The sequence below is a fragment of the Acinetobacter portensis genome (genome assembly GCF_009372215.1).
Taxonomy (GTDB): domain Bacteria; phylum Pseudomonadota; class Gammaproteobacteria; order Pseudomonadales; family Moraxellaceae; genus Acinetobacter; species Acinetobacter portensis.
Genome location: NZ_LWRV01000057.1, coordinates 17,133 through 36,991, shown reverse-complemented (window position 1 = coordinate 36,991; position 19,859 = coordinate 17,133). Strand labels below are relative to the sequence as shown.

Genomic DNA, 19,859 nt, shown 5'->3' with positions numbered 1-19,859 from the left:
TTATATGAGGTTAAAGGTAAATTTGACATCCTTTTTACCCCACAACCTCTATTCGGCTTGCACCTGCACCTACAGGCTGAACCTGAATTTGTACAGGAATTCGTTCATGCATATCTTGAATATGTGAAATGAGCACCACTTTACGTCCTTGGCTTTGTAATTGATCAAGCGCATTCATTACCATATGTAAAGATGATGCATCGAGTGTTCCGAAACCCTCATCAATAAAGAGTGATTCAATTTTCATTGAACCTGAAGCCATACTTGCAATGGCAAGTGACAAGGCAAGGGCAGTTAAGAAAGACTCACCGCCTGAAAGTGATGATACTGAACGTGTTTCACCATCCATGTCATGATCGACAATTGCAAGGCTAAGTGAGTTATCTAAGCGCTTTAATGTATAACGCTGAGAAAGCATTGCAAGTTGTTGATTTGCATATTCCAATAAGATGTCTAAATTATACTGCTGCGCATAATCACGGAATTTTTTACCTGTTGAGTCACCCATTAAACTCGAAATTTTATTCCATCGATGTTCTTCTGTTTGAATCTGCTTAATTTGATCGGCAAAAGCTTGTTGTTGAGCGACGTTTCGATGATGCATTTCAAGTTTTAATTTCACTTCATCTCGCTGTTCAGCCAAAGTTTGCATATTGTTAACAAGGCTTGAGAACTGATTGTTTAATGCATCGAAATCTAACTCGGGCTGATGTTCTAAGTGTTGTTTAAGTTGGCTTTGAATGGTTTTAATGCCTGCTTGTAAATCGGCATAAGCTCGTTCAATTTCAGAAACACGTTGTTTAAGCTGTTGTTCTTGTTCAAAACTCATCGAGCTGAGTTGCTCAAGCAAGGCAATATTGAAATCAGTGCGGTCACTGAGCCAATCTTGAATCGTATCTTGAACATGTTTTATATGAGCATTTAATTGCGCTTGTTGAGTCAGGCATTCTTTTAAGCGACTTTGAGTAGTTTCAAAGGATTGACGAAGTTGGTCGAAGCTTTGGCGAGCATTGTTAAGTTTAAGCTGTAAATTTTGACGATTTTGATCGAACTGCATTAACCATTCATGTGGTTTTTCAACAGTAATTTCCGTCATTTCAAAAATAGCTTGAATGGCAAGATCACTATTTTTTTTGCCATCGAGCGTTAATGTTTCAATGGTTTTCTCGGCAGTTCCAATTTTTTCCTGACTGAATTTGATTTGTTGCTGACATTGCTCAAGTTGTTGTGATTTCTGACCACATAGCATTTCACAATCATGGCGTTCAATTAGAATGGTTCGACGTTGTTGTAAGTTCGTATAAAGTTGTTTTGATGCTTTTAATGTATTGGCTTCCCAAGCTTGTTTTTCTACGTCATTTAACAAACTGAGGATATGCTGAATATTGGATTCAGCTTGTTGCACATTCGATAAATGCTGTGTGGTGTGTTGAATTGACGGTATCAGTTCATGACGAAGTTTTTGTGCATTTTCATGTGCCGTTAAACTATTTTCAAGTTGTTGTTGTCCATTTTCAACGTGCATTTTTTGTGTTTGAAGGGTTTGAGTGAATACCTCATGATTTTGTGAAAAGTCAAAGCTGATACCAAGCACGCTGAGTTGTTTTTCAAGTTCAGATTGAAGCTGTTGTCGTTGCGTTGCAAGAGTCGCAAGTTGTTTGGTATTCGCATCCAATGATGTATTTTGCTGAGTGAATGTTGTGTGTAATTTTTGCCATGCTTCAAATGCCTGTTTTTCAGCTTCAATAGCGTGTTGCTCTTGTTGTTCTTGTAGTTTCAATAACTCATCAGAAAAATCTTCTTTATCAGCATAAGGGTGATGAGTACTACCACAAACTAAACATGGTTCATCATCGACCAATTCTGCTCTGAGTTTTTCAATATTTTCAGTATTGAGTAAACGCTGTTGTTGCAAGATTTTTTGTAGTTGTTCACGTGCCAATTTTTGTTCTTGGTAACTTGATTCGGCAGATTTTAATTCAGTTTGAAGCTGATTGATCTGCTGATTAAGCGTATTTTCCCAGCTCGTGAGTTTGTGATATTCAGCATCTAGCTGTTGGAAATTTTGCCATTGATGTTGAACCACATTGAATTGATTTAACTGTTGTACAAGTTGATCGCGTTCGCTACGCAAAGCGCTAATTTTTTGATTCAGTGCATCATTTTGACCGAATTGCTGTATTAACTCTTCAAGTTGTTTTTGTTTTAGCGAAAGTTGCTGATTGGCTTGTTGCACATCACCATAATTATTTTCAAATTGTTCATAGCTTTGTATGAAGCGTTGAACTTGGTGGGTATGTGCTGAAAGGGCATCATCTAGCGAGGCAAAATGATTTGAATTTTCTAATTTTGACGTGTGTTGGGCAATATTGTTGTTGAGTTGCTCTAGTTGTTCTTTAATTTGTTTTTCATGATTCACATGTGGAATTAGTTGGTTTTCAAGTTCTTTAAAATGGCTTTGTGCTTTTCGAAGTTGCTCAACCAATACAAGACGCTCAGCGATGCGATCACGTACCAATTGAATAGTTTCTTGATGTTGAATCTCAAATTGATGCTGTTGTTTTTGCTCTGCTTCAACTTTTTCAAAGCTTAATTTTTCAGCTGTGTATTGCTGTTCAATGGTATTGAATTCTTGTTGAGCCTTTTCTAACTGAGGTTGTAACTTTTCAAGATCGGCACTGAAATTCTTATTTTGAATGACATAGGGGCGAATAGAGGCAAAGCGTTCAAGTTGTTGTAGTTGCTCTTTTTCAGGTGCAAGTGCATCGAGTTGTTGTTGCTGAATGTTGAGTTGTTGCTGATGTGTTTGAGCATCGGTTTCGTATTTTTGTTTTTGTTCAAACCATTGTTGCTGCTTTTGAAGATGCAGTTTTTCTGCTTCTAATTTTTGATGCGCTGTATTTACACTTTCGAATTGAGCATTCGTGATTGTGAAATCTTCATCAGATAAGATTTCAATATGTCCTAAAACATTTTCAAGTTCTTTTCGTTGGTTGGCAATTTGCTTGGTTTTTTCAAAAGCCAATTGTCCAATTTTTCCAAAAATATTCGAATTTGTAAGATATTCAAGTAATTCACCACGTTCATTATCACGTGATTTTAAGAAAGCTGTTACTTCAGATTGAGCCAATAAAACGGCACGAGTAAATTGTTCAAAAGAGAGTTGGGTAACTCTATGAATTTGAGATTCAACAGCCTTGGCTTTATCTGCAACAACATTACCATCGGTTAAGCATTTGAGTGAGCGCTGTACACTTTGTAATTTTCCATTTGGATTTTCACGAGCACGTTTAATTTCCCATCTTGCCAAATAAACTTTTTGATCTTGTGCGACAAACGTAAGTTCAGCAAACCCATGTCCTGTACCACGACGTAAAACCGTTAATGGCGAATTGGTTAAAAGCTCTGAACCATCTACATCAATCAGTTTCCCATCACTGCCTTTTAATCGAGGAATTTGATTAAACAGTGCTAAACACATGGCATCTAAAATGGTCGATTTGCCAGCACCTGTTTTTCCGACAATAGCAATTAAACCTGCGCTTGCTAAAGGTTCGCTTTCAAAATCAATAAAATGTTCACCCGCTAAAGATGCCAAATTTTTAATACGAATAGATAAAATTTTCATGGCAAATCCTTAAACCTTGTGTTCATCTTCAAGTGATTTTTGTGCTTCATCAACCAAGCTTAAAAAGTCTTTTAAGACTGACTCATCTGCGCTATAACCTTGCTTTTCCCAAATTTGTTGGAAGAGTTTTTCTGGTGTGGGCGGTTCTAAATTTACAACTTGATTGTTATCTGCATCATTGTTTTTGTTCTTATATTGGCGTGAAATGCGAACTAATCTATAACGATTTGGCGGTAAAGCATCTTCAAATTGTTGACGTAAATTGGGCTGAGGCGGTGTATCTGTGTGGTATTCAATATCAACATATTCACGTTGATCAATCGATTCAATTTCACCTGATGACAATACTGCTAATTTTTCAAAAACAATATTGAGTTCATCACTAATTTTGTGAAGTTGAACTGCTCTTGGAATTTCTAAAACATCAAACTTAAAGCGTTCTTCATTGTGTTTTGTTGGGTCAATTTCTATATCTACCACTTGGTGTTTGTAGTTAATTTCACTAAAAGATAATGGAATAGGTGAGCCACTATAGCGAATATGTGCTTGTCCAACTTTCTGAGGTTTATGTAAATGTCCAAGTGCAACGTAATCAATCACATCATCAAATAACGACGTTGAAAGCGCTTCTTCATTACCAATAATAATGGGACGTTCAGAGTCAGACGTTTCGCCACCTTGCATATGTGCATGTGACATTAAAATAAGTGCTTGATCATCCGATTTACGTTGTTTTGCTGCTGAAATAAGTTGTTGATGTAAATATGCGATGGCACTTTGACTATTGGTGGTTTGATCATTAAAACCTGTAATTTCCGCAGGGCGTAGAAATGGTAGGGTTAGGCACCATGCCACAATTTTTTTATGCTCATCATAAATGGGCTGTAAAAGTCGATCTAAGTTAAGGCTTTTATCCTCATTCCACGCAATGACACCCACAGCTTTTGCATTGTATTTTTCTAATAAGGGTTCGACTTGTTCAATGCGATAACCAGAATCGTGGTTACCTGCAATCATGAGGGTTTGCATGTGTGGCGCAACATCATGTGCATCTGCTAGAAATTGATAAAGCTGTTTTTGAGCTGCTGATGCAGGGTTAATTACATCAAAAATATCACCTGCTATAAGAAGAGCATGTGGTTGTTTTTCTTTAATTTGTTGAATAAGCCAAGATAGAAACTGTTCATGTTCAAATTGACGTGAATGGTTATAGAAAAATTGTCCTAAATGCCAATCTGAAGTATGAAAAAAGCGAACAGTCATGAAATCCCTAAATCATTAACTTGGTGTAGTTGTAAATTAACATAGCTTGAATATAAATTGAGTGAACTTATTGATAAAACGACAGATCAAGTCGTGAAGATTTTGTGATGAATTTTGAGTGAAAGGCGTTAAATGTTTTTTATTAAAATTGAGCATTATAAAAAAATAAAGACCGACGATTCGAGTGATGGAAGAATCGTCGGTCCAAGAAAATCTGCTTAGAACGAAAATTTTGGCTACTAAACAAAATTTATGTTCAAGCAAGCTTATTGCTTTAGGTTTTAAGGTCACCGAAGTATTGTGGATGCCGGTACAAATTTACGGTTGTTGCTGACCTTGCACCCTATATAACGACATATATACATGAATGGTTGACACAAACATGAAAAAAAACTCAAATTTTTTTATACTAGTGTTTTGAAGTTGTATTGGTCATCTTAATGGTCGCTTTAACTCGTTATTTTATTTGGTTTTTTGTTGTTTGTTTGATTTTTACATGTATCTGTGGCGTATTGGCGGCACTTATGCCGACGGGAATGGGGGCTATTTTAACTATTGTTCCTTATTTAATTGCCATGATTTGGGTGCTTTTTAAGTTTCTCAAACAACAGCATCGTGCGCCCACACAGGCAGAACGCCAGAAAATTACATTGGGTTTTAGCGTTATTTATTGGTTATATAACTTGTGTTTCTTGCTTTTAGGAATTGTGATTGCTTCTCGATCTAATCCAAATGCATGGCAAGATTTAACGTTATATTTACAAAATACTCAGTTCTTAATGATTATGCTGATTATGTTCTTATTAATCGCAATTCCATTGTATTTACTGACATATTGGTTTTATGGAAAGCAAGCACAACGCATGGCAGAAAAAATGTTTGATGCTTAATATTGCTTGATTATTCAGCAATCTTTTTATATAGAATGGAAGTATCCATCATCATAATAATGAGATTGCTGTATGAAAAAGCCTTTGGTTTTAATTACGGGTGCGTCAGGTTTTATTGGGTCTAAATTAGTCGCATATTTATTAAAACAAGATTATCAAGTGGTTGGCTTAAGTCGTCAAAAAAATAAAGCACCGAATCACCCATGTTTGCAATGGATTTCCGATTTTAATGAATTAAAAACAGATCAAATTGATTATGTAGTTAATTTAGCAGGGGAAAACATAGGTAGGGGTCGATGGACAGATTCACGAAAAGAACAATTAATTCAAAGCCGAGTGAAAACGACCGAACAGCTTTATCAATATTTAAATAAACGAAAAATACAACCTAAACGAATCATTTCGGGTTCGGCTGTAGGGTTTTATGGCATAGATTTTTCTGAACAATGGACAGAAATTTGTACCGAAGATTCATCATCACAAGCTATTTTTATGTCGGAACTTTGTCAAAAGTGGGAAGCCGTTACGACTGAATATCCAAATCAAAATACTAAAATAATTCGTTTAGGTGTGGTGTTTGGAAAGGGTGGTGGTGCGCTATCACAAATGCTTTTACCTATAAAAATGAATTTGGTGAGAAACATTGGTCACGGGCGTCAGCCTTGTGTTTGGGTACATATTGAAGATGTGATTAAAGCAATTGAATTTCTCATGTTTAATGAAACTGAAGCAAAAGTTTTTAATGTAGTTGCACCCGAGAAAGTGAACCAAAAAACATTTGCAGATGTTGCTTCAATTATTTTAAAGAAAAAGCCTTTATTCAATTTACCCAATTTTGTTTTTAAATGGCTTTTAGCAGAGCAATCTCAGCTGATATTAAACGGGCAATATGTAAAACCCAAAGCATTACAAGATGTAGGTTTTGAGTTTCAATATCCAACATTAAAACAAGCTTTAAAAGACTTACTATAAGGTTATTTATTCTTAATAAAGGGAGTAGTATATTGTATTTTAATCATATTTTTTTAAAATAGGTTGTAATAGTCAGTCTAAATTTTACATGTTAAAACAAGGATGTGTTGAAATAAGAGTGTGTTAAAATACAGTTGTTCATGAATAGCTATTGTTGATAAGAAAAAATTTCAATTTGAATGTATGGGATTTTAAAATAACTAGGTAAATTTGTATGATGTGGATGCTTAAAGAAAGCACATTTTTAAATAAAAAAAATATATCATTTTTGGTGTTTTTTTTATGCTGTGCGCTTGGTGCATTCTTTTGTTTAAAATTAAATCGTGCTGAAGTTGAAGCAAAAACAGCACATACCACACAAATTACGAATAACTATGCAAGTTCAATAGAAAAAACAATTCGTCATTCTTTATCTTCGGTGAATACGCTTGCGGTTATGGTTCATCAGAGTAATGGCTCTATTTCAAATTATAGCGAACTCGCAAAATATATGTTGCCAATGTATGAAGGTGCGTATGCATTATCTATTGCTCCAGATGGTGTTATGCGACAAATTGAACCTGAGCTACAAAATAAGAAAGTGAAAAATCATGACTTATTTGAAGGAAAGGACAAAGCAAAAGAAATTCAAAATATTAAAGAAGGCGAACTGCTATTTTTAGGACCTTTTAAGTTAATACAAGGTCCTCAAGGTGCAGTTGGAATGCTCCCTGTATTTTTTAAAAAAGAAGATGGGACTCAATATTTTTGGGGATATACTTTAGTTTCATTGCAACTACCAAATGCCTTTGCAGATGTAAAATTAAATAGATTGGTTAAAGATGGTTATGCTTATGAATTGTCTGGAATTAATCCATTTACTCAACAAAAAGAAATTATTGATGCATCAAAAGCACCAGTTTTAGATACAGCAATATCTGCTCCAGTTAAACTATATGGCGCAGATTGGACACTTAAGGTTTCATCCCTAAATACTTCCGTAAGCTTGTCGATGCTCATTTTTGAGTTTTTATCTGTGCTGACTCTGGCAGGGCTTGTTGTGTGGTTAACATATTCAATTTTAACCATGTCTGAACAGCGTGAGCAGCTTAAAAAAATTGCAATGTATGATCCATTAACCGATTTACCCAATAGAAGATTATTAAATATTCAGCTCGATAATTTTATTAAAATGCATAATGATGAAGATCATCAAATTGTGGTGTGTTATTTAGATTTAGATGGGTTTAAAGCAATTAATGATGCATGTGGTCACGATGCAGGAGATCAATTGCTTACGATCGTTTCAAAAAGATTGGTTAATACAATTAAAGAAAATGACTTTATTTCTAGAATTGGCGGAGATGAATTTGTCATTGTTTTAAATCAATTAGATTCTATTGAGCAAGCAGAAAATATTCTTAAAAGAATAGTAAAAATAGTCAATGAACCGATTTCTATTGGTGGTAAATTTGTTGATATATCCGTTAGTTTAGGTGCTGCTATTTATAAAAAAGATGGAGAAGAGCCTGAGCATTTATTACGTGTTGCAGATCAGGCGATGTATCAAGCGAAAAAAATGGGCAAAAACAGATATTATTTTGCCCAAGATAATGGATAAATCATTTATCTATTTTTAACTTAGTTTTTTATTGTTGCTATACCAAATCCATTTTGACTAAATGCTTTGGATTATATGCGACTGCATTTTCAATCTTTGGTTGTTTTAATATCAGTTGTCTAAGCAAACGTGCAGATGCAGCACCCATACATAAACCATTTCTGAAATGACCGAAATTTGCCCATAAGTTTTTAATATTTGGCATGGCACCAATATATGGAATGCCATTGGGTGAACTTGGTCTTAAACCTGCCCATTCATTCACAATGGGGAACTGAGCAAGCTCAGGTACCATATCGAAACATGCATCTAAAATGTTTTCTTTAACCGCTTCATTGATGGTTGTATCAAATCCAATGTTTCGCATGCTCGAGCCACACACCACATGTCCATCCATACGTGGAATGAGATACATAACTTTATTCATACACATGGTTGGTAGCCAATTTTCAGGGGTTTTAAACAACAGCATTTGTCCTTGAATAGGTTCAACAGGAATGCTTAAACCAAGCTGAGTTTCCCAATGTTTTGACCATGCGCCTGTGGCAAGAACATATTCATCTGCAACATAATTTTGACCAGATGAATCTACAATAGAATAGATTTTATTATTTTGGATATTAAGATTTTGAATAGGGCAGTGTTCTTTAAACTGAACTTTCGGATGCTGTTTTAAATATGCAGTAATGGACTGTAAAACACGTGGATTTCGTACATTAGCAATTTGCGGAAAATACATCGCATGTTGATACTTTTTATGAATGTGTGGATTGACTTGCTCAAGCTGTTCGTGTTGTAAATATTTCGCTTGTTGCATGGGTTCATTATGTTGTTGTGCGTAATTTAAACCTATTTCAAAATCATCTTCATCTAAAATAAGCATGCCTGTTTCATGAATTTGAAAGTCAATTCCACTTACAGGTTTAAGTTTCTCATTCCATTCTTGGTACAAAACTTTTGCATGCTTTGCTAGGTCATTCACGGCTTGTTCGTATCGCCACGGATACATTGGAGATAAAATACCGCCACCTGCCCAAGAGGCCTCTCTTCCTGCGTGTTGCTGATCAAAAATAGTGACAGAACATCCTTGCTCAACCAGTTCTAATGCAGTCATTAATCCACTAATTCCTGCGCCTATAATGGCGATATGCATCAGAGTTCAATCCTTTTAAATAACGTAATAATTTGAAAAGCTTATCTATAGACAATAAAAAAGCCTTCCTGAATTTCAGAAAGGCTTGGTTGAAATGATTATTTCATTTCTTTTAATTTAAGTGCTGCTTCTTCTGCAAAGTATGTCCAAATACCATCTGCACCTGCACGACGGCAAGACATAAGTGATTCGATAATCACGCTATCAGATAACCAACCGTTTTGAATTGCACCTGCAAGCATGGAGTATTCGCCACTTACTTGGTAAACAAAAGTTGGTACGCCAAAAGTATCTTTCACTTCACGAACGATATCTAAGTAAGGCATACCCGGTTTGACAATGACCATGTCTGCACCTTCTTGAATGTCGAGTGCAATTTCATGAAGTGCTTCAGCACGGTTGCCAATGTCCATTTGGTAATTGTATTTGTTACCACCTTTTAAATTGCTCGATGAACCTACTGCATCACGGAATGGACCGTAGAAGCTAGATGCATATTTTGCAGAGTAAGCCATGATATTGGTATAGATATGACCATTGGCTTCTAAAGCGTGACGAATTGCGCCAATACGACCATCCATCATGTCACTTGGTGCAACAACATCTGCGCCTGCTTCTGCATGACTTAACGCTTGTTTAATTAAGCATTCAACCGTTTCATCATTTAACACATAACCTGTGTCATCAATAATGCCATCTTGACCATGCGTTGTATAAGGATCAAGTGCACCATCGGTAATGAGCACCATTTCAGGTAATTCTTTTTTCAATAAACGTACAGTTTCTTGAACTAAACCATCTTCACGCCAAGCGGCTTCTGCCGTTAAACTTTTGTCTTCTTGTGGGGTCACAGGAAATAGTGCAAGTTTAGACACACCAAGTTCTAATAATTTTTCAGATTTTTTAAGCAGTAAATCAGCAGATAAACGCTGAACATTTGGCATACTTGGAATATCTTGTGTTTGGTTTTGACCTGGCAAAACAAATACAGGATAAATGAGGTGATCAGCCGTCAACTGTGTCTCTCGAACCATTGCGCGCAATTGGTCATTTTTACGAATGCGACGCATACGAGTGGCAGGAAATGCAGGACGATTGAACGTATAAGTCATAACAATCTCATTGATCAGTATTAAACTTCGTCTATTGTAGTCGCTTATCTTGGGTTGTGCGCGATACATCTTATTTTTTTATTTAATTTTGGTAATTCGAGTTAGCGATGACAGAAACAGAAAAAAGTTGGACAGGAAATATTGAAGCAGGCTCGAATCTTGAAATCGATGTGGTTTTAGATCAGTTATGTCAGGCTTTCAATGGTTCACCATTTTATAAATTTTGTGGCATGACCATGCGTGTGGTGGATGGTGTGATTGAAGCACATGTCGAAATGCAAAAAGATTTAATTGGTAATGTTGCTTTTCAAATTTTACATGGCGGTGTTGCTGCCACTATTTTAGATAGTATTGGTGGTATTACAGCAATGGGCGAACTTTATAAAAAAGCACAGCCTGACGAACTTGTGGAAACAGGAAAAAAAGTATCGCGCTTGGCGACTGTAGATATGCGTGTCGATTATTTAGCACCGGGACGTGGTCAATATTTTACAGCAAGAGCAGAAACACTACGTTTAGGTCGTAAAGGTTGCACCATGCGTATGACTTTAATGAATGATGAAAATAGAGCCATTGCCACAGCTATTGCATCTTATGCATACTAATTGAACGATAGAATGGTGAAATATAATATTCATACAATCGGTATGGTTTTGAAAACTATGCCGAAATTTTTAAAATAATACTGATGAGTTATATTTTTATTCTCAAAATATGATTTTTTATATATAAAATACGATAATTAAAAAAAGCAAGACTTTCTCATCGACACCTCAGCGAGGACATTGAAGTCCATTCCTTGTTTAACAAGGGGATGCCTGATGACCAAGTTTATCGAATTTAGGAAAAATCGATGACAGATGTTCAAGATACGCTGCCAGAAACACCATCTTCAAATCAAGTAACAGAGCAACAGCTAAAAGCAAAACGTAAAAAATCACTGGGTATTGTTGCGATACTTTTAGTGATTGCTTTGGTTTTATTTTTAATTTGGAAATTTTTGCTGAATAACACTGTCAGTACAGACAATGCTTACGTAGGTGCAGAAACAGCATCTATTACCTCTATGGTGACTGGGCAAGTTTCAGAAGTTTTTACCAGTGATACTAAGCAAGTTAAGAAAGGCGATTTATTAGTACAAATTGATCCGCGTGATGCAGAAATTGCAGTTGCTCAAGCTAAAGCTGAACTTATTAAAGCACAGCGTCAATATAAACAAACGCAAGCAAATAGTAGCTCTTTAAGTTCACAAATTTATGTAAGTGGTGATGCAATTCAAAGCGCAGTTGCACAAGTTGCAAAAGCCAAAGCAGATTTAGTAAAAGCACAAGACGATTATAATCGCCGTGTGCAATTAAGTACTTCGGGTGCAATTTCTAAAGAAGAGTTAAGTACATCTCAAGCAGCTGTAAATACTGCCAAGGCGGCATTTGATGTTGCTCAAGCAGGGTTGGCTCAAGCAAAATCAAGCCAAAAAGCAGCGCAAAGTAATTTAGATGCAAACGAAGCACTCATTCGTGGTGCAAATGAAGAAAGTACGCCTGATGTTTTGGTGGCACAAGCCAAATTGAAACAAGCTTTACTTGATTTAGAACGTACACAAATTAAAGCACCTTTAGATGGTGTGGTGACACGTCGAAATATTCAAGTGGGACAACGTGTTTCACAAGGAACATCGTTAATGATGATTGTTCCTGAAAATCAGTTATATGTAGATGCGAACTTTAAAGAAAGCCAATTAGAAAAAGTACGTCCGGGTCAAAAAGTAACTTTAACTTCAGACTTGTATGGCGACTCTGTTGAATACACAGGCACAGTTGTTGGTTTTTCTGGTGGTACAGGCGCAGCATTTGCTTTAATTCCTGCACAAAATGCGACAGGAAACTGGATTAAAGTGGTTCAGCGTTTACCTGTTCGTATTCAGTTAGATTCAAAAGAATTGGCAGAACATCCACTTCGTGTTGGCTTGTCGATGGAAGTTAAAGTCGATTTGAAGTCGAAGTAATCGCTTATGAAATACGATACTGCAATAAGCGAGCTTAAAGGTGGTCGCTTAATACTCGCTGCATTTGTTTTGGCATTGGCAAATTTTATGGTTGTGTTAGACATGACCATTGCCAATGTATCTGTACCGCATATTACAGGTAGTCTAGCTGTATCTGCATCACAAGGTACATGGATTATCACCTCATATGCAGTTGCTGAAGCCATCGTTGTTCCATTAACAGGATGGCTTGCAGGACGTTTTGGTGCAGTTCGTACATTTAGTGTGGGCTTATTGGGCTTTACCATTTTTTCTATTTTATGTGGCTTATCTACAAGTTTAGAAATGTTGGTATTTTGCCGAATTGGACAAGGTCTTTTTGGCGGTCCAATTATGCCACTCAGCCAAATGTTACTTATGCGTATTTTCCCACCTGAAAAGCAATCTCAGGCAATGGGGATGTGGGCAATGACCACTGTCGTTGGACCTATTTTAGGACCAATTTTAGGTGGTACGATCAGTGATAATTTCTCTTGGCATTGGATTTTCTTTATCAATATTCCAGTCGGTATTTTCTGTGCATTTGCCGCAATGCGTTTATTGAAATCTGTAGAAACACCAATCAATAAATTAAAAATTGATATTGGCGGATTATTTCTGCTTGTTTTATGGATTGGTGCTTTACAGCTCATGCTCGATTTAGGGCATGAATATGACTGGTTTAATCATCCCTTTATTACAACATTAGCCGTTGTTTCATTTGTAGGATTAATTGTTTTTACAATTTGGGAGCTAACAGAACGGCAACCTATTGTGAATATTGGGATTTTTAAATATCGAAGTTTTACCATTCCTGTTCTAGCTTTAGCATTTGGTTTTGGCGCTTTTTTTGGCAGTATTGTGCTTATTCCACAGTGGCTTCAAATTAATTTAGGCTACACCGCAACATGGGCAGGATATTTAACGGCAACCATGGGCTTTGGTAGTTTATTAATGTCGCCCATTGCCGCCAAACTTGCGACCAAATATGACCAACGTGCTTTAGCATGTTTCGGTTTAATGCTACTTGGTGCGGTAACCTTAATGCGAGCCTTTTGGACAACCGATGCAGATTTTATGGCATTGGCTTTACCGCAAATTATTCAAGGTTTTGCTGTCCCATTTTTCTTTATTCCGTTGTCAAATATGGCACTTGCTTCAGTTTTGCCACAAGAAATGGCATCTGCTGCAGGTTTGATGAACTTCTTAAGAACAATGGCGGGGGCAATTGGAGCATCGCTTGCAGTGACTATTTGGGATGATCACTCCAAACTTGCCCGAAGTGAATTGGTCGGCAATTTGCATGTAGATGAAGTGCAAAATACTTTAGTCCAAACAGGATTTAGCGCTCAAGGTGCTTTGGGCTATATTTCAAGTCTTGTCGATAAAGAAGCCAATACCTTATCTGCCAATCATGTATTTTTAGTTTTAGCGATGGTGTTTATTTTTGCCGGATTAATTATTTGGCTTTGTCCGAAACCTAAAATAGGGGTATCGGGCGGTGGACATGCGCACTAACTAAACTTTGATAGATCTCTGTCATCTCAATATTAAAAGATAGACAGAGATCTAAATTTTGACAAACATTTAAAAGTTAGATATCAGATTTGGCGCGCTTTAAAGCCGTTTTCCACTGCTCTAAATGACTTTCACGTTTATCATTATTCATGTGTGGCTCAAAACAACGATCGAGTTTCCACGATGCAGAAATATCAGATAAATCTGTAAATACACCTGCTTTTAAACCTGCCATCGCTGCTGCACCCCATGCGGTAGATTCCAACATTTTTGGGCGTAAAACAGGCACATTTAAGATATCTGCTTGGAACTGCATGAGCATATCATTTTGGCTTGCACCACCATCTACACGAAGCTCTTTGAGTGGTTGAGTAATGTCAGATTGCATTGCACTTAATACATCTGAAACTTGAAATGCAATGGCTTCTAACGCTGCACGTGCAATATGTGCTTTGGTTGTACCACGTGACATACCACATAAAAGGGCGCGGGCATCGCTATCCCAATGTGGCGCACCTAAGCCTGTAAATGCAGGAACAAGTACCACACCATCTGTATGTTCTACAGTAGATGCCAATTTTTCGATATCACAGCTTTTTTGAATAATCCCTAAACTATCTCTGAGCCATTGAACAATTGCACCTGCCATAAATACACTGCCTTCAAGTGCATAAGTGGTTTGTCCTTGAGCTTGCCAAGCCAATGTAGACAGTAATTTATTTTGACTGTATTGAACGTCATGTCCTGTGTTAAACAGCATGAAACAACCTGTCCCATAGGTGTTTTTTGCTGTACCTGCTTCAAAGCAAGATTGACCAAAGAGGGCAGATTGTTGATCGCCCAAAATACCTGTAATCGGGATGGTTGCACCAAGTAAACCCTGTGCTGTATTGGCAACATAGGAATCTGACTGAATAATTTTAGGCAAAACTGATTTTGGAATATCAAATAATTCGAGTAGTTCTTCATCCCAAGTTTGGTTTTGCAAATTCATCAGCATAGTTCGAGAAGCATTACTGGCTTCAATAACATGCTCTGCACCTTGCGTTAAGTTCCAAACTAACCAACTATCAATTGTGCCAAAAGCAACATGACCTTGTTCTGCTAAGTCCTTTAAACCATCTACATTTTGTAATAACCAAACCAGTTTTCCTGCACTGAAATAAGGATCAATGCGTAAGCCTGTTTTTTGTTGAATCAGGTGATTGAGGTTTTGTTGAGTCAGCTCATTACACCAATCTGTAGCTCTACGGTCTTGCCAGATGATTGCGGGAGCGAGTGGCTTACCTGTGCGTTTATCCCACACTACCGTTGTTTCACGCTGGTTGGTTAAGCCTATAGCTTTAATGTCTTTTGCAAGTATTCGCGCATTGGCTAAAGCTTGTTGTACCACAGCAATTTGTGATGACCAGATTTCTTGAGCATCTTGCTCAACCCATCCTGAATGGGGCGTTTTAATATGTGTTTCACGTTGAGCTGTTGCTTGAACTATGCCAAGTTCATTAAAAATAATTGCACGACTAGATGTCGTTCCCTGATCGAGTGCAAGTAAATAGCTCATAGAAATGCATTTTTAAGATTTGAAGCTTTGAATATTAACGCAATTTTGTAAATAAACGCACGTAGATGTGTAAGTGCTTAAAAAACAGGCATTGAATTTGGAGTTTTATGCTATGATGATTCAGTACTTTGGGGATGTTTCTGGCTTCGACGCTGGTGATGAAACTCATAGATGCATGCCGAGAGCGCATTTTCTCTCGTAAATCAAATTTGCATTTTTTAGTCGCAAACGACGAATCATACGCTCTAGCTGCCTAAGGGCAGCTTGTCCGCCTCTCCGAATACTTGTGGTTAGAGAGTCCGACTGAAGCGCACGCACACAAGTCCGTATTAAAGTCACGCCTCGGGGCTTTGTACTAAATTTAGAGGATCGCCTTAGTACCCTGTTCGTCGGGCCGCAAAGGGTTAAATCAATAGACGATATCTAAGCATGTAGTATTCTCGAGCGTAATGCTGGCGGACGCGGGTTCAACTCCCGCCATCTCCACCAAAATTCAAAAAAGCCTTAAATCTTAGTGATTTAAGGCTTTTTTATTGGCTGTATGAAAATATGAATCGCTATGGTGTACATGCACCGTGTACATTGCAATATTTATTGAACTCGGTGGTGTAAAAGCCATGAAAAGAACAGATGTAAAACGTCGTCCTCTATCTGATACCGTACTTGCTAATCTAGAACCTGAATTAAAAGAGTATCGAGTGTTAGACGGTGCGGCAATGGCTTTATTTTCGTGTAAAGCCTAATGGTAAAAAAGCGCGGCTATTCAGATATAAAAAGGCTGATGGTAAATGGTCATGGTTGGGTGTTGCTATTTATCCTGAATTATCGGGTAAGGGCGCAAGAAAAAAAGCATCAGAGATTATTTAAGATATCTTATACGGCGATAACCCAATCATTACTAAACAGGAATACAAACGCCAAGAGACTAAAATAAATAAAAAAATTGAAGAGAATAGATTTTAGCTTATACCAGTGTTGATCAGTCAGTATTATTCTAGGCATAGCGAGAAGTAAACTTGGTTTGGCGATTAAATTTTACTTTCTAGCTATTTTTTGAACAGAAAAAGTCAACAGGTCCTAATTTATTTACTATCTCATGAATATAAAACAATAATTTAATTTGAAATAAAGCTATAAATAAGATTCTTGCAGTAAACTTTCTTGTATATACAAGGTCAAATATTGTTTATACTAAATTTAGTTTATGAATAAATATATTGAGAAAATTCCTAGTTTTTCCCTATACAGAACCTTTATTATGTTATTAGAGACTAAACATGTCTGAAAATTTAAACAATTCTTTCAATGTAGAGAGCCCAATTCCTCTGTATGAACAAGTAAAAAAATACATTAAAAATAAAATATACACGGGTGTATGGAAAGTTAATGACAAAATTTTATCAGAAAGCGAGTTAGTTAAAATCACGGGTTGTAGTCGAATGACGGTAAATCGTGCATTAAGAGAACTAACAGCAGATAAAGTATTGGTACGCGTTCAAGGCGTTGGATCTTTTGTTGCGAATGAGCAAGGTCATTCAGCATTATTTCAAATCAATAATATTGCAGATGAAATTATTGCAAGGAATCATGTCCATCGTGCGGAAGTTTTAAAATTAGAAAAAATATCTGCAGATACTCAACAAGCAATTCTGATGCAAAGCCAAGAAGGGGTTTCATTATTTCATTCAATTATTATACATTTTGAAAATGATGTGCCTGTACAAATTGAAGATAGATTAGTTAATGCGCTTCTAATTCCAAATTATTTAGAACAAGATTTTACGCAGATGACTCCCAATGCATACTTAATGGCAAAAGCCCCAGTGACAGAGGGAGAGCATATTGTAGAAGCAATATTAGCAAGTGCCCAAGAATGTAAGTGGTTGAAAATTAATAAAGGAGAACCATGTTTATCCATACGCCGTCGTACATGGTCAAATAAGCATTTAATATCCACGGCACGGTTGATTTATCCTGGAAGTCGTTATTATTTAGAAGGCAAGTTTAAGCCCTAATTCATGTAGATATTATCTCTTTGAGGGTGATGCTTCAGGGCATTTTTATGCCTGTAAATTGTAGAAAATGGGGGAGTCGTATTCGTACATTGTTTCTTATGATTAAAAATAATGAATCATAATCACCTAAAAATAAGCTCAATCATCTTCATTATTTGCTAAAAATTAATCTATCTGACTGCTGTAAAAATCTAAAAATTTGAGGTCATCTCCCCGCATATTTACCTTGAAATCACATTTTTTGTACTCTAAATCATCTGCTTTTATAAATATATTTCTTTTTAATTCATAACACTAAAAATAATTTTAAGTTTTTTTAAATAAAGTGCTTTTCAAACGCATAAATTACTGCTTATTATGTGTACATGTATATACAAGTTGATGCGTGTGCATGCAACTTTGGCAAAATACAATCACAATAAAAGAATGTTCAATGGAAGGAGTCCAGCAGTGATAACAACAAAATTTCGTGATGTGGAAATTCGAGCACCACGTGGAAAATCTCTAAATGCAAAAAGTTGGTTAACTGAAGCTCCACTACGGATGTTAATGAATAATTTAGATCCTGATGTCGCTGAAAATCCAAAAGAATTAGTGGTTTATGGTGGTATTGGTCGTGCAGCGCGTAACTGGGAATGCTATGACAAAATTGTTGAAAGCTTAAAAAAATTAGAAGATGACGAAACGCTTCTAGTGCAATCTGGCAAGCCTGTTGGTGTTTTTAAAACTCACAAAGATTCACCACGTGTACTTATTGCAAACTCGAATTTAGTACCACATTGGGCAAATTGGAAACATTTCAATGAGCTCGATGCTAAAGGTTTGGCAATGTACGGTCAAATGACAGCAGGATCTTGGATTTATATTGGTAGCCAAGGCATTGTGCAGGGCACTTACGAAACTTTTGTTGAAGCAGGACGTCAACATTACAACGGTAATTTAACAGGTCGATGGATCTTAACTGCTGGTTTAGGTGGAATGGGAGGCGCACAACCTCTTGCTGCAACGCTTGCAGGTGCATGTTCACTTAATATTGAATGTCAACAAACCAGTATCGATTTCCGTTTACGTACACGTTATGTCGATGAGCAAGCAACGGATTTAGATGATGCATTGGCTCGAATTGATCGTTATACAAAAGCAGGTAAAGCAATTTCTATTGCACTTCATGGAAATGCGGCTGAAATATTAGCTGAATTGGTTCGTCGTGGTATTCGTCCAGATATGGTCACAGATCAGACAAGCGCACACGATCCGCTCAATGGTTATTTACCCGTAGGATGGACTTGGGAAGAGTATAGAGAACGTGCAGAAAAAGAGCCTGATGTTGTGGTAAGCGCTGCAAAAAAATCGATGGCTTTACATGTTCAAGCAATGCTTGATTTCCAAAAAATGGGCGTGCCTACATTTGATTATGGAAATAATATCCGTCAAATGGCATTGGAAGAAGGTATTGAAAAAGCCTTTGATTTCCCAGGCTTCGTTCCTGCTTATATCCGTCCATTATTCTGTCGTGGTATTGGACCATTCCGTTGGGTAGCACTGTCAGGTGATCCTGAAGATATTTATAAAACTGATGCAAAAGTGAAAGAACTTATCCCTGATGATGAACATTTACATCGTTGGTTAGATATGGCTCGTGAGCGTATTAGTTTCCAAGGTTTACCTGCACGTATTTGTTGGGTGGGTTTAGGGTATCGCGCAAAATTAGGTTTGGCATTCAATGAAATGGTACGTTCAGGCGAATTGTCTGCACCTGTTGTCATTGGACGTGATCATCTAGATTCAGGCTCAGTGTCTAGTCCAAATAGAGAAACAGAAGCCATGCAAGATGGTTCAGATGCAGTATCGGATTGGCCATTGCTTAATGCGCTATTGAATACTGCGGGCGGTGCAACTTGGGTTTCTTTGCATCATGGTGGTGGTGTTGGAATGGGCTTCTCACAACATTCAGGTGTAGTCATTGTTTGTGATGGCACAGATGAAGCAGCAGCTCGTATTGCCAGAGTGTTAACCAATGATCCTGCGACAGGTGTTATGCGTCATGCCGATGCAGGTTACGACATCGCAATTGAATGTGCAAAAGAGCAAGGGTTAAATTTGCCAATGATTACTGGCGAATAG

At 37.0% G+C, this 19,859-nt stretch carries 13 protein-coding genes, 1 other RNA gene and 1 pseudogene; 10 read left to right on the top strand and 5 right to left on the bottom strand.

Annotated elements, in window-relative coordinates; all coding sequences use genetic code 11:
* Positions 1-34 precede the first annotated feature (34 nt).
* Together A6M14_RS06075 and A6M14_RS06070 are read right to left on the bottom strand one after the other, a co-directional pair.
* Positions 35-3,628, bottom strand: coding sequence for an AAA family ATPase (locus A6M14_RS06075; RefSeq protein ID WP_152874101.1), 3,594 nt, complete (start codon positions 3,626-3,628; stop codon positions 35-37).
* A 9-nt stretch (positions 3,629-3,637) separates the two neighbouring features.
* Positions 3,638-4,891 carry an exonuclease SbcCD subunit D gene (locus A6M14_RS06070; RefSeq protein ID WP_152874100.1) on the bottom strand — a complete coding sequence of 418 codons (1,254 nt, stop codon included), beginning with the start codon at positions 4,889-4,891 and terminating at the stop codon, positions 3,638-3,640.
* Positions 4,892-5,331: 440 nt separating this feature from the next.
* Here A6M14_RS06070 and A6M14_RS06065 point away from each other — a divergent pair, with 440 nt between their 5' ends.
* The 3 genes from A6M14_RS06065 to A6M14_RS06055 all read left to right on the top strand — a co-directional run bounded on the left by A6M14_RS06065 (position 5,332) and on the right by A6M14_RS06055 (position 8,353).
* Positions 5,332-5,781: an ABZJ_00895 family protein gene (locus A6M14_RS06065; RefSeq protein WP_152874099.1), complete on the top strand. Its 450-nt coding sequence runs from the start codon at positions 5,332-5,334 to the stop codon at positions 5,779-5,781.
* Positions 5,782-5,853: 72 nt separating this feature from the next.
* On the top strand, positions 5,854-6,753 hold the full coding sequence (locus A6M14_RS06060) for a TIGR01777 family oxidoreductase (RefSeq protein WP_152874098.1): 900 nt from the start codon (positions 5,854-5,856) through the stop codon (positions 6,751-6,753).
* A 214-nt stretch (positions 6,754-6,967) separates the two neighbouring features.
* Complete coding sequence (locus A6M14_RS06055; protein WP_152874097.1) at positions 6,968-8,353, top strand: sensor domain-containing diguanylate cyclase; 1,386 nt, start codon at positions 6,968-6,970, stop codon at positions 8,351-8,353.
* Between the two features lie 37 nt (positions 8,354-8,390).
* Here the strand turns inward: A6M14_RS06055 and thiO are convergent, their stop codons facing one another.
* Positions 8,391-9,506, bottom strand: coding sequence for a glycine oxidase ThiO (gene thiO, locus A6M14_RS06050; RefSeq protein WP_152874096.1), 1,116 nt, complete (start codon positions 9,504-9,506; stop codon positions 8,391-8,393).
* Between the two features lie 98 nt (positions 9,507-9,604).
* Positions 9,605-10,618 carry a porphobilinogen synthase gene (hemB, locus tag A6M14_RS06045; protein WP_152874095.1) on the bottom strand — a complete coding sequence of 338 codons (1,014 nt, stop codon included), beginning with the start codon at positions 10,616-10,618 and terminating at the stop codon, positions 9,605-9,607.
* Positions 10,619-10,725: 107 nt separating this feature from the next.
* Here hemB and A6M14_RS06040 point away from each other — a divergent pair, with 107 nt between their 5' ends.
* The 3 genes from A6M14_RS06040 (at position 10,726) to A6M14_RS06030 (ending at position 14,159) form a co-directional block, all read left to right on the top strand.
* Positions 10,726-11,223 carry a thioesterase family protein gene (locus tag A6M14_RS06040; RefSeq protein ID WP_152874094.1) on the top strand — a complete coding sequence of 166 codons (498 nt, stop codon included), beginning with the start codon at positions 10,726-10,728 and terminating at the stop codon, positions 11,221-11,223.
* Positions 11,224-11,471: 248 nt separating this feature from the next.
* A complete protein-coding gene (locus tag A6M14_RS06035) occupies positions 11,472-12,623 on the top strand; it encodes an HlyD/EmrA/EmrK family protein (protein WP_152874093.1) in 1,152 nt (383 codons plus the stop codon).
* Positions 12,624-12,629: 6 nt separating this feature from the next.
* Entirely contained in the window at positions 12,630-14,159 is a 1,530-nt protein-coding gene (locus tag A6M14_RS06030) for a DHA2 family efflux MFS transporter permease subunit (protein WP_152874092.1), read from the top strand.
* Positions 14,160-14,235: 76 nt separating this feature from the next.
* Here the strand turns inward: A6M14_RS06030 and glpK are convergent, their stop codons facing one another.
* Positions 14,236-15,720, bottom strand: coding sequence for a glycerol kinase GlpK (gene glpK / locus A6M14_RS06025; RefSeq protein WP_152874091.1), 1,485 nt, complete (start codon positions 15,718-15,720; stop codon positions 14,236-14,238).
* Positions 15,721-15,850: 130 nt separating this feature from the next.
* Here glpK and ssrA point away from each other — a divergent pair.
* The 4 genes and pseudogenes from ssrA (at position 15,851) to hutU (ending at position 19,859) form a co-directional block, all read left to right on the top strand.
* Positions 15,851-16,209: a transfer-messenger RNA gene (gene ssrA / locus A6M14_RS06020) on the top strand.
* 128 nt (positions 16,210-16,337) lie between these two features.
* Positions 16,338-16,656, top strand: a pseudogene (locus tag A6M14_RS06015) (Arm DNA-binding domain-containing protein); the annotation flags it as partial.
* A gap of 341 nt (positions 16,657-16,997) precedes the next feature.
* Positions 16,998-17,735, top strand: coding sequence for a histidine utilization repressor (hutC, locus tag A6M14_RS06010; RefSeq protein WP_152874090.1), 738 nt, complete (start codon positions 16,998-17,000; stop codon positions 17,733-17,735).
* Between the two features lie 453 nt (positions 17,736-18,188).
* Complete coding sequence (hutU, locus tag A6M14_RS06005) at positions 18,189-19,859, top strand: urocanate hydratase (protein WP_188110866.1); 1,671 nt, start codon at positions 18,189-18,191, stop codon at positions 19,857-19,859.

What these genes read in the sequence shown, in the direction of transcription:
- A6M14_RS06030 (WP_152874092.1), top strand. Translation starts at nt 12,630, where the DNA reads ATGAAATACGATACTGCAATAAGCGAGCTTAAAGGTGGTCGCTTAATA.
- A6M14_RS06075 (WP_152874101.1), bottom strand. Translation starts at nt 3,628, where the DNA reads ATGAAAATTTTATCTATTCGTATTAAAAATTTGGCATCTTTAGCGGGT.
- glpK (WP_152874091.1), bottom strand. Translation starts at nt 15,720, where the DNA reads ATGAGCTATTTACTTGCACTCGATCAGGGAACGACATCTAGTCGTGCA.
- A6M14_RS06040 (WP_152874094.1), top strand. Translation starts at nt 10,726, where the DNA reads ATGACAGAAACAGAAAAAAGTTGGACAGGAAATATTGAAGCAGGCTCG.
- thiO (WP_152874096.1), bottom strand. Translation starts at nt 9,506, where the DNA reads ATGCATATCGCCATTATAGGCGCAGGAATTAGTGGATTAATGACTGCA.
- A6M14_RS06070 (WP_152874100.1), bottom strand. Translation starts at nt 4,891, where the DNA reads ATGACTGTTCGCTTTTTTCATACTTCAGATTGGCATTTAGGACAATTT.
- hutC (WP_152874090.1), top strand. Translation starts at nt 16,998, where the DNA reads ATGTCTGAAAATTTAAACAATTCTTTCAATGTAGAGAGCCCAATTCCT.
- A6M14_RS06035 (WP_152874093.1), top strand. Translation starts at nt 11,472, where the DNA reads ATGACAGATGTTCAAGATACGCTGCCAGAAACACCATCTTCAAATCAA.
- hemB (WP_152874095.1), bottom strand. Translation starts at nt 10,618, where the DNA reads ATGACTTATACGTTCAATCGTCCTGCATTTCCTGCCACTCGTATGCGT.
- A6M14_RS06060 (WP_152874098.1), top strand. Translation starts at nt 5,854, where the DNA reads ATGAAAAAGCCTTTGGTTTTAATTACGGGTGCGTCAGGTTTTATTGGG.
- A6M14_RS06055 (WP_152874097.1), top strand. Translation starts at nt 6,968, where the DNA reads ATGATGTGGATGCTTAAAGAAAGCACATTTTTAAATAAAAAAAATATA.
- A6M14_RS06065 (WP_152874099.1), top strand. Translation starts at nt 5,332, where the DNA reads ATGGTCGCTTTAACTCGTTATTTTATTTGGTTTTTTGTTGTTTGTTTG.